The organism is Amycolatopsis silviterrae (genome assembly GCF_042684085.1).
GTDB lineage: Bacteria > Actinomycetota > Actinomycetes > Mycobacteriales > Pseudonocardiaceae > Amycolatopsis > Amycolatopsis silviterrae.
Genome location: NZ_JBHUKS010000027.1, coordinates 348,291 through 365,618, shown reverse-complemented (window position 1 = coordinate 365,618; position 17,328 = coordinate 348,291). Strand labels below are relative to the sequence as shown.

The following is a 17,328-nucleotide window of genomic DNA, read 5'->3' as shown; positions in this document are numbered from 1 at the left end:
CGACACCCGGGGGTGGTGCGTCCAGTGAGTTCGGCGAGAGAAGACGACCCGGTCGCGGTCGTCGGGATGTCCTGCCGGCTGCCGGGGGCGGCGAACCCGGCGGAGTTCTGGAAGCTGCTGGCGGACGGGACGGAGGCGGTCGGGGAAGCACCCGCGACCCGCTTCGTCCCCGGCGGCCCCGAGCCGCTGCACACCCCGGACGGCCGGCCGCTGCGAGCCGGTTTCCTGGACCAGGTCGACACCTTCGACGCGCAGTTCTTCGGCATCTCCCCGCGCGAGGCGGCGGTCACCGACCCGCAGCAGCGGCTGATGCTGGAGCTGTCCTGGGAAGCGCTGGAGGACGCGGGCGCAGTGCCCGGCGCTGGCCCGGTCGGGGTGTTTTTCGGTGCTGTCGCAGGGGATTTCGGGTCGATCGCGGACACGGTCTCGCAGCACACCGCCACTGGGCTGAGCCGGGGTCTCATCGCCAACCGGGTTTCCTATGCGCTCGGGCTGCGCGGGCCGAGCCTCACTGTCGACAGTGCACAGTCGTCGTCGCTGCTCGCGGTGCACTTGGCTTGCCGCAGTTTGCGGGACGGCGAGTGCGAGATCGCGCTCGCCGGCGGGGTGAACCTCAACCTCACTCAAGGTGCGCACGACGTCATCGAGGCGTTCGGCGCGTTGTCGCCCGACGGTCGCAGCTACACCTTTGACGCGCGCGCCAACGGTTATGCGCGTGGCGAAGGCGGCGGTGTCGTCGTGCTGAAGACGCTGACCCGAGCCATCGCGGACGGTGATTCGATCTACGCGGTGATTCAGGGGAGCGCGGTCAACAACGACGGCGGAGGCGCGGGTTTGACTGCGCCGAGCCAAGAGTCGCAAGAGGACGTACTGCGGCTCGCTTGCCAACGCGCGGGGGTCAACCCGGCCGAAGTGTCCTATGTGGAACTTCATGGGACCGGTACGCCGCTCGGCGATCCGATCGAGGCGGCCGCGCTCGGGCGGGTGTATTCGGCGGAACGGGAGCTGCTGGTCGGTTCGGTCAAGACGAACATCGGGCATCTCGAAGGCGCGGCCGGGATCGCCGGTCTGCTCAAGGCGGTGCTGTGCGTCGCGCATCAGTCGGTGCCGCCGAGCCGGAACTTCGAGACGCCCAATCCCGCCATTCCGCTGGACGAGCTGCGCCTGCGCGTCGTCACCTCGGCGGAGCCGCTGCCGGACTCCGCGCGGGTAGGGGTGAGTTCGTTCGGGATGGGCGGGACGAACTGCCACCTGGTGCTGTCGGGATGGGCCTCCGACACCGCGCAGACCGAGTCTGACCTGCCGGTACTGCTCCCGTTGTCCGCGCGCAGCGACGCGGCGCTCGGCGAGTTGGCTGCCGCGGTACATGGTGTTGCGGCGGATCCGGCTGACCTCGGCTACTCGCTGGCGACGACCCGGGCTGCGCTGGAGCGTCGGGCGGTCGTGGTGGCGGCAGGCGCGGCCGAAGCTGACTCCGGGTTGGCGGCGCTCGCGTCCGGCGCGGGGGCGATCCAGGGTTCCCCGGTGCCGGGGGAAGTGGCGTTCCTGTTCACTGGGCAGGGCAGCCAGTGGGCCGGGATGGGCCGGGCACTGTACGAACGGTTTGAGGTCTTCGCGACGGCGCTGGACGAGGTGTGTGCTGAGTTCGACGCGCATCTCGATCGCCCGTTGCGCGAGGTGATGTTCTTTGCCGGACCGACTCTCGATGAGACCGCGTATACACAGCCTGCGCTGTTCGCGATCGAGGTGGCGTTGTTCCGTCTGCTGACGGAATGGGGCCTGACAGCGGATGTCCTTCTTGGACACTCCATCGGCGAACTGGCTGCGGTGTACGCCGCCGGTGCCTTATCACTGTCGGACGCGTGTGCGCTGGTGGCTGCGCGGGGACGGTTGATGCAGGCGTTGCCGGGCGGCGCGATGGTGTCCGTGCGGGCCAGCGAAGCCGAGCTGCAGTCTGATGTGGACGGTCATCCCGCGGTCTCGATCGCTGCGGTCAACGGGCCGTCGGCGACGGTGTTGTCCGGGGCGGAATCAGCGGTGCTGGAGATCGCGCAGCGGTGGGCCGCGCAGGGCCGGAAGACGCGGCGGCTGCGGGTCAGCCACGCCTTCCACTCGCCGTCGATGGACCCGATGCTGGCGGAGTTCCGTGCCGTCGCGGAAGCGGTGACGTGGCGAGAGCCGCGGCTGCCGGTGGTGTCCAATGTGACCGGTCGGGAGCTGACCGCCGACGAGATCCGGTCGCCGGAGTACTGGGCTCGGCACGCGCGCGAGGCGGTGCGGTTCGCCGACGGGATCCGGCGATGCGCTGAACGCGGCGTGACGACCTTTGTGGAGCTGGGACCGGACGGGACGCTGTCCGTGCTGGGCCGCGATTCCGTCGAGGGTGCGTTCCTGCCGGTGCTGCGGGGACGGGACCGGGACGAGGTCCGCGCACTGCTCGAAGCGGTGGCGCGGGCGCACGTTCGCGGAGTTTCGGTTGACTGGCAGTCGTTCTACGCCGCGCACGGTGCGCACCGGGTGAAGCTGCCGACGTATCCGTTCCAGCGGCAGCGGTACTGGCCGGGTGCTGTGGTCGAGCAGCCTCCGGCTCCGGTGAAGTCCGCTGTGGAGCAAGAGGGCGCGACGCTGGAGCTGGTCCGGCGGCAGGTGGCCGCGGTGCTGGAGTATGGGGCACCGGATGCGGTCGACGTGCGACGGCCGTTCAAGGACCTGGGGTTCGGCTCGTTGATGCTGGTCGAACTGAGCGACCGGCTGACGGAGGCGCTGGGGCGTCGGGTCCCGCCCTCGGTGCTGTTCGATCACCCGACTCCGGTCGCGGTCGCCGCGGCGCTGGCCGGGACTTCGGCGGCCGCACCGGAGGAAGTCGCGAAGCCGATCGACGAGCCGGTCGCGATTGTCGGGATGGCGTGCCGGTTCCCGGGCGGCCTGGACGGGCCGGAGCAATTCTGGCAGTTCGTCCGCGCGGAAGGCGACGCGATCGGCGACTTCCCGGATGATCGAGGCTGGGACCTCAGTCGGTTGTTCGGTGCCGAGGAATCGGGAACGAGCTACGTCCGGCAGGGCGGGTTCCTGTCCGGTGCGGCGGAGTTCGACGCTGAGCTGTTCGGGATTTCGCCGCGTGAGGCGTTGGCGATGGATCCGCAGCAGCGGTTGCTGCTGGAGACCTCGTGGGAAGCGTTCGAGCGCGCCGGAATTGCCCCGCAGTCATTGCGCGGCAGCCGGACGGGCGTGTTTGTCGGCGCGACAGCGCAGGATTACGGCGCGCGGATGCATGAATCGTCCGAAGGGGACGGTTACGTGCTGACCGGGACCACGCCGAGCGTCGCGTCGGGCCGGGTGTCGTATTCGTTCGGTCTTGAAGGACCGGCGATGACAGTAGACACCGCGTGCTCGTCGTCGCTGGTGGCGCTGCATTTGGCGGGGCAGTCGCTGCGGTCCGGGGAGTGTGCGCTGGCGCTGGCGGGCGGCGTGACGGTGCTGGCGTCGCCGGGGATGTTCACCGAGTTCAGCCGGCAGCGTGGGCTGGCACCGGACGGCCGGTGCAAGGCTTTCTCTTCGGACGCGGACGGCACTGCCTGGGCCGAGGGCGTCGGAATGCTGGTGCTGGAGCCGCTTTCGCTGGCGCAACGCAACGGGCGGCGGATTCTCGGCGTGCTGCGCGGGTCCGCGATCAACCAGGATGGCGCGTCGAACGGGCTGACGGCACCGAATGGTCCTTCGCAGGAGCGGGTGATCCGGGCGGCGCTGGCTTCGGCTGGTTTGTCTACTCAGGACGTTGACGCGGTTGAGGCGCACGGTACTGGTACGGAGCTGGGCGATCCGATTGAGGCGCAAGCGTTGCTGGCCACTTACGGGCAGGACCGGGAGCGTCCACTGTGGCTGGGCTCGGTCAAGTCCAATGTCGGGCACATGCAGGCGGCGGCCGGCGTGGCCGGAGTGATCAAGATGGTCCTGGCCATGCGCGACGGTGTGCTGCCTCGGACGTTGCATGTGGACAGACCGTCGCCGCAGGTGGATTGGTCCGCTGGTGCGGTAGAGCTGCTGACCGAGTCCGTGGACTGGCCTGCGGTGGACCGGCCGCGCCGGGCTGGGGTGTCGTCGTTCGGGATCAGCGGGACCAACGCGCACGTCATCGTCGAGCAGGCTCCGATGGCGAAGAGCGCGACGGTCGAGGGATCGGCACCAGTACTGCTCTCCGGGCCGAACCCGACTGCAGTAAAAGCGCAGGCCGCGCGGCTGCGGGACTTCGTGGCGGACCGTCCCGAAGCGACAGTCGCCGATCTCGCATATGCCACCGTGACGACCCGCGCCGCGCTGGAACACCGGGCGGCCGTGCTGGCGGAAGACCGTGCCGAGCTGGTGCAGCAGCTGCACGCGCTGGCGGACGGTCGCGAACTACCGGGCATCGTCCAAGGCACCGCGGACGTCACCGGCGGCATCACGTTCGTCTTCCCCGGCCAGGGCGGGCAATGGGCGGGAATGGCACAACGGTTGCTCGCCGAGTCGCCGGTGTTCGCTGCGCGGTTGAATGCCTGCGCGGATGCCTTGCAGTCGCATGTGGACTGGAAGCTGCTCGAAGTACTCGGCGATCCGGCCGCGCTCGAACGAGTCGATGTCGTGCAGCCCGCACTGTTCGCGGTGATGGTGTCGCTGGCTGAACTGTGGCGTCCTTATGGCGTCGAACCGTCGGCGGTCATCGGGCACTCACAGGGAGAGATCGCTGCGGCTTGTGTCGCGGGCGCGTTGTCGCTGGAGGACGCGGCGGCGGTCGTCGCGTTGCGGGGCAAGGTGCTCACGACGTTGTCCGAGCCTGGCGGAATGCTGTCGGTGCTGCTGCCCGAGTCCTCAGTGGAACCCCGGCTGACGCCGAAGGTTTCGATCGCGGCGGTGAACGGCCCGTCGGCGGTCGTGCTGTCCGGTGATCCGGCCGAGCTGACGGAGTTGCTGGCGGAATTCACCGCGGAAGGCGTGCGGGCCCGGCTGATCCCGGTGGACTATGCCGCCCATTCCGCGCAGGTCGAACCGCTTCGTGCACAGCTGGTGGAACTGCTGTCCGGGATCGTGCCGCGTTCGTCGGACATCCCGTTCTACTCCACCGTCACAGGTGCCCGGATCGACACCACCGAACTGGACGCGGAGTACTGGTACCGGAATCTTCGCGAGACTGTCCACTTTGACCAGGCGCTGCGGGCGGCGGCTGAGGTGGGGAACCGGTTCTTCGTCGAGGCCAGCCCGCATCCGCTGCTGGTGGCCAATGTGGAGGACACCGTCCCCGGCGCGGTGGCGGTCGGGTCGCTGCGCCGCGACGAAGGAGGTTCCGAACGGTTCCTGACCTCGCTCGCCGAAGCCTACGTGCGCGGCGTCGCCGTGGAGTGGCCGATCACTGGCACCGGGCCCGCGATCGAGCTGCCTACCTACGCGTTCCAGCACCAGCACTTCTGGCTCGAAACCCCAGCCGGTTCCGCAGACCCCGCAGCGTTCGGACTGCAGCCGGCCACGCATCCGCTGTTGGGCGCGTTCACGTCGGTAGCGGGGTCGTATTCCCTGCTGGCCACCGGAAAAGTGACGGTCCGTCAGCATTCCTGGCTGGCTGATCACGCTGTGTTGGGCACCGTCGTGCTGCCGGGCACCGCGTTCGTCGAGCAGGCGGCCTGGGCCGGGGAACAGCTCGGCTGCCCGTACGTCGAAGAACTCACCCTGCAGGCACCGCTGGTCGTGCCGGACCGGGGCGGCGTCCCGATCCAGCTGACCGTCGGGCTCGCCGGTGACGACGGCCGCCGGACAGTCGAGATCTACTCCCGGACCGACGCGAGTGCCGAATGGACCCGGCACGCGACCGGCGTCCTCGGCGCGGGCAGCCGTCCGGTGTCCGACCTCAGCGCCTGGCCGCCTGCCGATGCGGTCGAAGTGTCCACAAGGTACGAAGAGCTGGCCGATCGGGGGTACGGCTACGGCCCGGTCTTCCAAGGCTTGCGGAAGATGTGGCGTCGCGGCGACGAGACGTTCGCCGAGATTGGCTTGCCGGAGGTACCGGGCGGCCACCTCGTGCATCCCGCGTTGCTGGACGCCGCTTTGCACGCGATCCTCCCTTCCCAGGGCGACACGATGCTGCCGTTCACGTTCAGCGGTGTACGGCTGTATCCGACCAGCGCGACGACACTGCGCGCCCGCGTGACCCCCACTGGAACCATCGATCTCACCGACGAGCACGGCCGCCCGGTGGCCACTGTGGACTCAGTGGCACTCCGCCCGGTGACGTTGAACCAGCTCGGCACCGGCCAGCACGAATCGCTCTACCGCGTGGAGTGGACGCCGGTTTCCCTTCCGGCCGTGGGCTCTTTGCGCCTGGTGACCGAGTTGTCCGAAGTGGAGGATGTACCGGCGGTGGTCGGGGTCCGCGCGGACGCGCCGGACCGGGCCCTCGCCTTGGTGCAGCAATGGCTCGCGGAAGAACGGTTCAGCCAATCCCGGCTGGCGGTGGTGAGCAGCGAGGCGGCCGTGTGGGGGCTGGTGCGTTCGGCACAGTCCGAGCATCCCGGCCGATTCGTCCTGGTCGAGGGCGGCGACGAGCGGCTGCTGGGCCGGGCGGTGGCCACCGGCGAACCGCAGCTCGCGATCCGGGCTGGCCGGGTGCTCGTGCCGCGGCTGACCAGAATGACCGGCACCACGGCCCAACCCCCATGGGGTCCACATTCGACAGTGCTGATCACCGGTGCGGGCGGGACCCTCGGCCGACTAGTCGCACGGCACCTGGTGGCAGAGCACGGCGTCCGGCGACTGGTACTGGTCGGCCGCCGTGGCGCCGCGACACCGGGTATGGCGGAACTGCGTACCGAACTGGACTGCGCGGTCACTGTGGCCGCGTGCGATGTGTCCAATCGGGACGCGGTCGCAGCGTTGCTCGCGGATCATCCGGTCACCGCCGTCGTGCACGCGGCCGGAGTGCTGGACGACGCGGTGATCGAATCGCTGACCGCGGAACGCATCGAGCACGTCATGCGCGCCAAGGTCGACGGCGCGCGCCACCTGAACGAGCTGACCAGCGACCTTGACGCGTTCGTCCTGTTCTCCTCGATCGCCGGAACGTTCGGCAGCCCCGGCCAAGCGGCGTACGCGGCGGCGAACGCGGCTCTCGACGCACTGGCCGCGGACCGCCATGCGCGCGGCTTGCCTGCCTCGTCGCTGGCCTGGGGTTTCTGGGCGGACCGCAGCGAGATGACCGAGCACCTCAGCGACGTCGACGTGTCCCGGATGGCGCGCGCCGGGGTGATCCCGCTGTCCGCGGCCGAGGGGCTGGCGCTCTTCGACGTCGCCACCGCGCTCGACGAGCCCGTGCTCGTCCCGGCCCGGCTCGACCTCGCCGCGTTGCGCGCCCAGGAACGGGACGGTCTCCTACCTGCGGTTTTGCGCGGCTTGGTGCCCCGGACCAGCTCCGACGGTGCACCGCTGACCCGGCTCGCCGACGAGCAGCACGCGCTGGACCTGGTGCTGGCGCAGGCCGCGGTGGTGCTCGGGCATTCCGACCCGGCGGGACTGTCCCCGGACCGGCCGTTCAAGGACTTCGGCTTCGACTCGCTGACCGGGGTCGAACTGCGCAACCGGCTGAGCCGGCTGACCGGCCTGCGGCTCCCGGCGACCGCCGTCTTCGACCACCCGACCCCGGCCGCGCTCGCGGACTACCTGCGCAGCCGGTCGACGGGAGAGGAACGTCCACTTGCGACTGCGCCGGCAGCCGCCGCGGACGAGCCGATCGCGATCGTCGGCATGGCCTGCCGGTACCCGGGCGGGATCGACTCGCCCGAGCAGTTGTGGCAGTTCGTGGCCGAAGGCGGGGACGCGATCGGCGAATTCCCGGCCGACCGCGGCTGGGACGTCGACGCGCTTTTCAACGCCGACCCCGACCACCCCGGCACCAGTTACGTCCGGCAGGGCGGCTTCCTTTCCGGCGCGGCGGAATTCGACGCTGCCTTGTTCGGGATTTCGCCGCGTGAGGCATTGGCGATGGATCCGCAGCAGCGGTTGCTGCTGGAGACCTCGTGGGAAGCGTTCGAGCGGGCCGGGATCGACCCGTTGTCGTTGCGCGGCAGCCGCGCCGGGGTATTCGCGGGCGTCATGTACCACGATTACAGTGCGGCCTTCGGCGAGATTCCGGACGAGCTGGAAGGCCAGGTGCTGACCGGCACGAGCGGCAGTGTCGTCTCCGGCCGGGTGTCGTATTCGTTCGGTCTCGAAGGACCCGCGATGACCGTCGACACCGCATGTTCCTCGTCGTTGGTGGCATTGCATTTGGCCGCGCAGTCGCTGCGGTCCGGGGAATGTTCGCTCGCGTTGGCCGGCGGGGTCGCGGTAATGGCGACACCGACGACGTTCACCGAATTCAGCCGTCAGCGCGGACTCGCGCCGGACGGCCGGTGCAAGCCGTTCGCGGCAGCGGCGGACGGCACCGGCTGGTCCGAGGGCGTCGGAATGCTGGTGCTGGAACGGCTTTCGGACGCGGAGCGCAACGGACACCGGGTGCTGGCGGTCGTGCGTGGCTCAGCGGTGAATCAGGACGGTGCGTCCAACGGACTGACGGCACCGAACGGCCCGTCGCAGGAGCGAGTGATCCGAGCCGCGCTGGCTTCGGCTGGGTTGTCCACTCAGGACGTTGACGCCGTCGAGGCGCACGGCACCGGCACGGCGCTGGGCGACCCGATTGAAGCGCAAGCGCTGCTGTCCACCTACGGCCAAGACCGGGAACGTCCACTGTGGCTGGGTTCGCTGAAGTCGAACCTCGGGCACACGCAGGCGGCGTCCGGCGTGGCCGGTGTCATCAAGATGGTGCAGGCGATGCGGGACGGCCTGCTGCCGCGAACGTTGCATGTGGACGAACCTTCACCGCACGTCGACTGGTCGGCCGGTGCGGTGGAATTGCTGACTGGCAACGTGGACTGGCCCGAGGTGGATCGGCCGCGGCGGGCTGGGGTGTCGTCGTTCGGGATCAGCGGGACCAACGCGCACGTCATCCTTGAACAAGGGCCGATCGTTGAACGCACGGAGATCCCTTCCACTGGGCCGGTTCCAGTGCTGGTGTCCGGGCGCGGCGAAGCGGCGTTGAGTGCGCAGGCCGCGCGCTTGCGGGAGTTCGTGAATGCGCGACCGGACTTGACCGTGGCCGACCTCGGCTACGCATCCGCAGCAACCCGAGCGGTGCTGCCGGACCGGGGCGTCGTCGTAGCGTCCACTCGGGACGATCTGATGCGGAAGCTCGACGCTCTCGCCGCTGGCCGTGAGGTGCCGGGAGTGCTCCGCGGTACCGCCGCTGTCACGCCGGGCCGAGTGGTGTTCGTGTTCCCCGGTCAGGGTTCCCAATGGGTGGGGATGGCGCGGGAACTGGCTGCGGCGTCGGAAGAGTTCGCGGCACGGCTGGCGGAATGTGCGGCGGCCCTGGCCGAATTCGTGGACTGGTCGCTGGACGAAGCGTTGGCGGACAGTGCATTGCTGGAACGCGTCGACGTCGTGCAGCCAGCTTCGTGGGCCGTGATGGTGGCGCTGGCGGGATTGTGGCGGTCGTACGGAGTGGAACCGGCTGCCGTGGTCGGTCACAGCCAAGGCGAGATCGCCGCCGCGTGCGTGGCGGGTGCGTTGTCGCTGCGGGACGGTGCGCGGGTGGTGGCGTTGCGGAGTCAGCTCATCAGTGAGGTGCTGGCTGGTCAGGGCGGCATGGTCTCGGTGGCGCTGCCGGTCGGCGACCTGGCGGATCTGCTGGGGGAGCTGGAAGTAGCGGCGGTGAACGGGCCGTCGTCCACAGTGGTCTCCGGCAGCCCGGATGCGGTCGAGAAGCTGCTGGAGGTGTGCGAATCACGCGAGATCCGGGCACGGCGGATCGCGGTGGATTACGCGTCGCACTCCACGCAGGTCGAGTCCATTCGGGACCGTCTGGTCGAACAGCTCGCCGAGATCTCGCCGCGCAGCGCAGAGGTCGCCTTCTATTCCACTGTGCACGGTGCGGTGATCGATACCCACGGCCTCGACGGGGATTACTGGTACACGAACCTCCGCCAAACCGTGCGTTTCGAGGAGGCGATCCGTGCGGCGCTGTGGGACCGCTTCGGCACCTTTATCGAAGTCAGCCCGCATCCGGTGGCCGCGCAAGGGATCCAGGAAACCCTCGACGCCGCCGAAAGCCCGGCGATCGTGCTCACCACGCTTCGTCGCGACGACGGTGGCCTCGACCGGTTCCTGTCCTCCACGGCCGAAGCGCACGTGCGCGGGATAGCGGTCGACTGGGCTCGACCGGCCGCACCAGCGACGCCGGTCGAGCTGCCTAGCTACGCGTTCCAGCACCAGCGGTTCTGGCCGGTCGGTTCTGGACAGTCCCCAGTGGACAAGTGGCGGTATTCGGTCGAATGGCAACCGGCCGGTGCTCCGACTCCAACGGAACCCGGCCCGTTGGTGGCGCTTGTCCCAGCTGGTTGCCAGGGGTGGGCGGCGACCGTCCTGGAAGGACTCTCCGCGCGAGTGGTCGAGTTCGACCCGGACCGTGCGGTCCTGGAGCAAATCGGCCACCCGGCCGCGCTGGTGTCCCTCCTCGCGGCGGACGACCGGCCGCATCCGGACTACCCCTTGCTGTCGCGAGGTGTCGCCGGAAGCCTCGCGTTGTCGAAAGCCTTGCTCGACCTCGACATTCCGCTGTGGACACTGACCCGCAAAGCGGTCAGCGACCCGATGCAGGCGCAGATCTGGGGCCTGGGCCGGGTTGTCGCGCTGGAGCACCCGAAGACCTGGGGCGGCTTGATCGACCTGCCGGACGAGATCGGCCCGGCCGAGCTGACGGCCGTCAAGCACGCCATCACCGGCGGCTGGGGCGACGAGGACCAGTTCTCGATCGGTCGCGACGGCGTCCGGGTCGCACGCCTCGTCCGTGCCCCGGCCGCTGCGGGCGGGAACTGGCAGGCCCGGGACACCGCGATCATCACCGGCGGCACCGGCGCGCTCGGCCCGGACATCGCGCGCTGGCTGGTTCGGGAAGGCGCGGACCACGTCGTCCTCGTCAGCCGCAGCGGACCGGCCGCCGACGGCGTTGCGGACCTCGAAGCCGAACTCACCGAACTGGGCGCTGAAGTCACCATCGCGGCCTGCGACATCGCAGACCCGGACGCGGTCGCGAAGCTGCTCGACAGCCTCCGCGAGCGCGGATGCGTGGTGCGCTCGGTATTCCACGCCGCCGCGTTGATGAAACTTGGTGCGGTGCGGGACATCGACCTGGACGAATTCGCCGCCGTCGTGGAGGCGAAGATCGCCGGTGCGGAGAACCTCGCCCGGCTGCTCGACTACGACGAACTCGACGCGCTGGTGTTCTTCTCGTCCATCGCGGGCGTCTGGGGCAGTGGCGACCACGGTGCCTACGCCGCCGGAAACGCCTACCTCGACACGCTGGCAGTACGGCTGCGCGCGGCGGGCTGCCCGGTGACCTCGGTGGCCTGGGGCGTCTGGGATGGTGCCCGGTTCCCCGACGGAGTCGACCCGGATCAGTTGCGGCGGCAGGGTTTGCCGTTGATCGGTACCCGGCCCGCGCTCGCGGCTTTGCGCCGGATTCTCGGACAGGAGCAGGCGATGGTCGCGGTGGCCGACGTCGACTGGACCCGGTTTGTCCCGCTGTTCACCTCCGCGCGTTCGCGGCCGCTGCTGACTGGCGTCCCGGAAGCCGTGCAGGCGATGAGCGAGCCGGTGCGGCAGGAAGAGTCCGCTTTGGCCGGTCGGCTGGCCGAACTGTCCGAAGTGGAACAACGAGCGACGCTGCTGCGGCTGGTCCGCGAACAGGCGGCGCTTGTCCTGGGGCACAGCAGTCCTGAGGCGATCGGTGACGACCAGCCCTTCCGCGACCTCGGCTACGACTCGCTGACCGCGATGGAGCTGCGCGGCCGGCTGGGCGAGCGCGTCGGACTGCGCCTGCCCGCGACGCTGGTGTTCGACCATCCGACCCCGGCCGCGGTCGCCGAGCACCTGCGGGCGCGGATCGCCCCGGCGGCCCCGCCGATCGGGGCCGAGCTGGACCGGCTCGCCGCCCGGCTGTCCGAAGTGGACGAAAGCGAGCGAGTGGACGTGGCGGACCGGTTGCGGACGATGCTCGCGGCGGTTCGGGACGAACCGGACGACGACCTCGGCGCGGTGAGCGACGACGAGATGTTCGACCTCATCGACCGCGAACTGGGCCTGGACTAAGGGGAATCGGATGGCGGACGAGGACCGGCTGCGCGACTATCTCAAGCGGGTGACTGCCGACCTTCGCAAGGCGAAGCAGCGCGTGCGGGACCTGGAGGACGCGCGGCGCGAGCCGATCGCGATCGTCGGGATGGCCTGCCGTTACCCCGGCGGCGTGCGCTCGCCCGAGGACCTGTGGCAGCTGGTGGCCGAGGGCCGCGACGCGATCTCGCCGTTCCCGGACGACCGGGGCTGGGACGTCGAAGCCTTGTACGACCCCGATCCGGCGCGTTCCGGCCGGTCGTACGTCCGGGCGGGCGGCTTCCTCGACGATCCCGGTTCGTTCGACGCCGCGCTGTTCGGGATCAGCCCGCGCGAGGCGCTGGCGATGGACCCGCAGCAGCGGCTCCTGCTGGAAACCGCGTGGGAATCCCTGGAACACGGCCGGATCGATCCGTTGTCCTTGCGGGGCAGCCGGACCGGGGTGTTCGTCGGGCAGAACTACCAGGAGTACGGGCCAGGCCTGGCCGTCGCACCGCAACGGGTGGAAGGCAATCTCGTCACCGGCGTCGTGCCGAGTGTCGCTTCTGGACGTGTCTCGTACAGCTTCGGCTTCGAGGGCCCAGCGGTCACTGTGGACACTGCCTGTTCGACGTCCTTGGTCGCGCTGCATTTGGCGACACAGTCGTTGCGCGCCGGGGAATGCACGCTCGCGTTGGCCGGCGGGGTGACGGTGCTCGCGACCCCGGGCACCTTTGTGGAGTTCAGCCGCCAGCGGGTGCTCGCGCCAGACGGCCGGTGCAAGGCGTTCTCCGCTGGCGCGAACGGGATGGGCATGGCCGAGGGCGTCGGCCTTCTGGTGCTGGAACGGCTTTCCGACGCCGAGCGCAACGGACACCGGGTGCTGGCGGTCGTGCGCGGCTCGGCGGTGAACCAGGACGGTGCTTCGAACGGGCTGACAGCACCAAACGGCCCTTCGCAGGAACGAGTGATCCGGGCTGCGCTTGCCTCGGCGGGATTGTCCACACAGGACGTCGATGCCGTCGAAGCGCATGGCACGGGAACGGCGCTCGGCGACCCGATCGAAGCGCAAGCGCTCCTGGCGACTTACGGGCAGGACCGCGACCGTCCGCTATGGCTGGGCGCGCTGAAGTCCAACATCGGCCACACGCTCGCGGCTTCGGGCGTGGCCGGGGTGATCAAGATGGTGCAGGCGATCCGCCATGGTTCGCTGCCCAAGACGTTGCATGTGGACCGCCCGTCGTCGCATGTGGACTGGGACAGCGGATCGGTCCGGCTGGTGGCCGAGCCGATGGCGTGGCCGGAAGTGGACCGCCCGCGCCGGGCCGGGGTGTCGTCGTTCGGGATCAGCGGCACCAACGCGCACGTGATCCTGGAACAAGCTCCGGCGGCAGAAATCCCGGCCCGCACCGCCGCCGGGCCCGGTCCCGTGGTGGTCTCCGGCCGTGGCGTGCCAGCGATGCAGGCGCAGGCCGCCCAGCTGCGGGACTACGCGACCATACATCCCGAGGTCGACCTCGCCGACCTCGGCTACTCCTCCGCAGTGACCCGCGCGGCGTTGCCGGACCGAGGCTTCGTGATCGCGGACGACCGCGCCGATCTGCTGGACAAACTCGACGCCCTCGCCACCGGCCAGGACCTTCCCGACGTTCGCTACGGCAACGCGAGCCGCACGCCCGGGGGAGTCGCCTGCATGTTCCCCGGCCAGGGCTCCCAGCGGCTGGGCATGGGCCGCGACGCCTACGACCGCTTCCCGGTCTTCGCGGAAGCCTTCGACGAAGCATGCGCCGCGGTCGGACAAGACCTGCGCGAAGTCCTGTGGGGCAATGACGAAAAGCTGCTGGAGCGCACGCAGTATGCCCAAAGTGGACTGTTCGTAGTCGGCATGGGACTGTGGCGGCTGGTGGAGTCGTGGGGCATTGAGTCTGCCTGCGTGCTCGGACATTCCGTCGGTGAGATCACCGCGGCCTGCGCGGCGGGCATTTTCTCGCTGTCCGACGCGGCTCGGCTCGTGTCCGCGCGCGGCCGGTTGATGGACGCGCTGCCCGAGGGCGGCGCGATGGTGGCGGTGTCGGCTTCGGAAGACGCGGTGCGGCCGAGGCTTACCCCGGCCGTGGCGCTGGCGGCGGTCAACGGCCCGGAGTCGGTGGTGCTGTCCGGCGACGAGGACGCGGTCGAAAAGCTCGCGGAAACCCTTGCCGCCGAAGGACATCGGACGCGGCGGCTGCGGGTCAGCCACGCCTTCCACTCGCCGCGGATGCAGCCGATCCTCGAGGAATTCCGCCGGGTCGCCGAGTCGGTGGAGTACCGCCGCCCGCGTATCCCATTCATCTCCGGTGCGGACCCCACGACGCCCGACTACTGGGTGCGCAACATCGCCGACACGGTGCGATTCGCCGACGCGGTCGGCAAGGCGAACACCACTGTGGACGCTCGGACCTTCCTCGAACTCGGCCCCGACCGCGCGCTCTCCGCCGCCGGCACGGAATGCCTGAGCGAGGCGACCTTCCTCCCGATGATGCGCCGCGACCAGCCCGAGGCCCGCACCATCACCACCACCGCCGCGCAGCTGTACCTCCACGGCACTCCGCCCGTCTGGCGGTCGTTCGAAGCCAATCTTGTCGACTTGCCGACTTACCCATTCCAGCGCGACCGTTACTGGCTGGACGGCATCAGCGCGGGTCATCCCCTGGTCGGCGAGACGGTGGAGGTGGCCGGGGGCGGTCTGCTGCTGACCGGGCGGCTGTCGACCGGCGATCAACCGTGGCTGGCCGAGCACGTCGTGCTGGGCGCGACCGTCGTCCCCGGCAGCGCGATCGCCGAGCTGGCTTTGCACGCCGCCGCCGAGGTGGGCAGTGCGACAGTCGAGGAACTCCTCCTGGAAACCCCGCTCGTCCTCGACGGCCCGGCGGAGCTGCAGGTGAAGGTCGGCGAACCCGGCGAGACCGGCCGTCGCGAACTGACCGTCCACGCCCGTCCCGTCGGCGGCGACTGGACGTGTCACGCGCGGGCCACCCTGTCACCCGCGGAAACCACACCACTGCAGGTGTCGTGGTCTGTGGAAGGCGCTCCGATCGACGTCTCCGCCACCTACGCGGACCTCGCCGGTGTTGGCCTCGGCTACGGGCCGTCCTTCCAGGGATTGCGCGCCGCCTGGCGTTCCGGCACCGAGATCTTCGCCGAGGTCGACCTCACCGAAGCGGACCAGGCGGACACCGAGCGGTACGGCGTCCATCCGGCATTGCTGGACTCCGCCCTGCACGCGGTCCGGCACTTCTTCGGCTCGCGGTTGATGCTGCCGTTCGCCTGGCGCGGCCTGACCCTGCACGCGAGCGGGGCGTCGTCCGTGCGGGTGCGGCTCACCGAGACCGGAACGGACACAGTGGCGGTCGAGATGACCGACGTCCACGGCTCGCCGGTGCTGTCCATCGAATCCCTCGCCGTCCGTCCGGTGTCCGCCGGGCAGCTGGGAAACCACGAGTCCCTGTTCGGCGTCGAGTGGTTCGACGTGCCGTTCACGGAAACGGCCGGCGAGCAAGCCGTGCTCGCTCCGGGGACCACTGCGGCTGAAGTGCTCACCAAGGTGCAGGACTGGGTGGCCGAACCGCGAACCACTCCGCTCGTAGTGTGCACCCGGAACGCCGACACCGACCCGGCCGCCGCGGCGGTGTCCGGCCTCGTCCGGTCGGTGCAAACCGAGCACCCCGGCCAGTTCGTCCTGGCCGACCTCGACACCGACACGCCGCCCGCCGGTCTCGCCGAACTGGGCGAACCGCAGGTCAAGGTCCGGGACGGCCGGGTGTCCGCACCGCGGCTGGTGCGCCTGCCCGCCGCGGACGAGCGATTCGCCTGGAACCCGGACGGAACCGTGCTGATCACCGGCGGCACTGGCACGCTCGGCCGGCTCGTCGCCCGGCATCTGGTCGCCGAACACGGGGTCCGGCGGCTCGTCCTGCTCAGCCGCAGTGGTGGGGAGGTCGAGAGCCTGGACGCCGACGTCACCGTCGTCGCCTGCGACCTCACCGACCGCGAAGCCGTCGCTGGCGTACTGAAGGAACACCAGGTCACCGCGGTAATCCACACGGCCGGAGTGACCGACGACGGCGTCGTCACCTCGCTCACTGACGAGCGGCTGGCCGCCGTCGCGCGCCCGAAGGTCGAGGGCGCGCTCATCCTCGACGAGCTGACCGAAGACCTCGACGCCTTCGTCCTGTTCTCCTCGGCTTCGGGCACGCTGGGCAACCCCGGCCAGAGCGCGTACTCCGCCGCCAATGCGGCCCTCGACGCGCTCGCCCGGCGCAGGCGGGAAGCTGGTCAGCCCGCGACGTCGATCGTCTGGGGGCTGTGGGAACAGAGCAGCGGCATTACCGGCAAGCTCAGCGACGCCGACCGCGCGCGGATCAGCCGCGCCGGCCTGACCCCGCTGCCGACCGAAACAGCGCTCGGCCTGTTCGACGCCGCCCTCGCCTCGGGCGAAGCGGCACCGGTCGCGATTGGTCTGGACCCGGCGGCGGTGCGGGCGGCCGGACCGGTCCCGGCGATGCTGCGCCGACTGGTTCCGGCCGGAGAAACGCGGACTGCGAAGCGATCTGTGCGCCTGGACGTCTCGGCACTGTCCGGAATGGAGCGTCAGCAGGCGCTCGCCGACCTGGTCCGAGCCGAGGCCGCCACCGTCCTCGGCTACGGCGCACCGGACGCGATCGGCCCCGACCGCGCGTTCGCCGACCTCGGGTTCGACTCGCTGGCCGTCGTGGAACTGCGTAACCGGCTCGGTGCCGCCACCGGCGTTTCCCTGCCGCCGACAGTGGTTTTCGACCACCCGACGCCCGCCGCTCTCGCCGAACACCTGCACCGTTGCCTGCCGTCGGCCGAGGGAACCGCTGATCCGGCGCTCGGCGCGGAGTTCGACCGGCTCGAAGCGGCGCTGGAAACCGCCGACGCGCTCGACCGGCCGAAGATCGCGATGCGCCTGTCCGCGCTGATGGCGAAATGGACCGGCACCGAACCGGCTTCGCCCGGCGAGCAAGACCTTTCTTCCGCCAGCGACGACGAGTTGTTCGACCTCGTCGACGGCCTCGGCGCGAACTGAGCTAGGGGGACACACACGCATGGCCGGTGAGGACA

The 17,328-nt window shown here is 70.0% G+C and carries 1 protein-coding gene and 1 pseudogene; both read left to right on the top strand.

Annotated elements, in window-relative coordinates; all coding sequences use genetic code 11:
* Positions 1-24 precede the first annotated feature (24 nt).
* The gene (locus tag ACFSVL_RS35375) at positions 25-12,204 is read left to right on the top strand and encodes an SDR family NAD(P)-dependent oxidoreductase (protein ID WP_378310631.1); all 12,180 of its coding nucleotides are present in this window, start codon (positions 25-27) and stop codon (positions 12,202-12,204) included.
* Positions 12,205-12,250: 46 nt separating this feature from the next.
* Positions 12,251-17,293 (top strand): annotated as a pseudogene (locus ACFSVL_RS35370) (SDR family NAD(P)-dependent oxidoreductase); the annotation flags it as partial.
* Between the last annotated feature and the right edge of the window lie 35 nt (positions 17,294-17,328).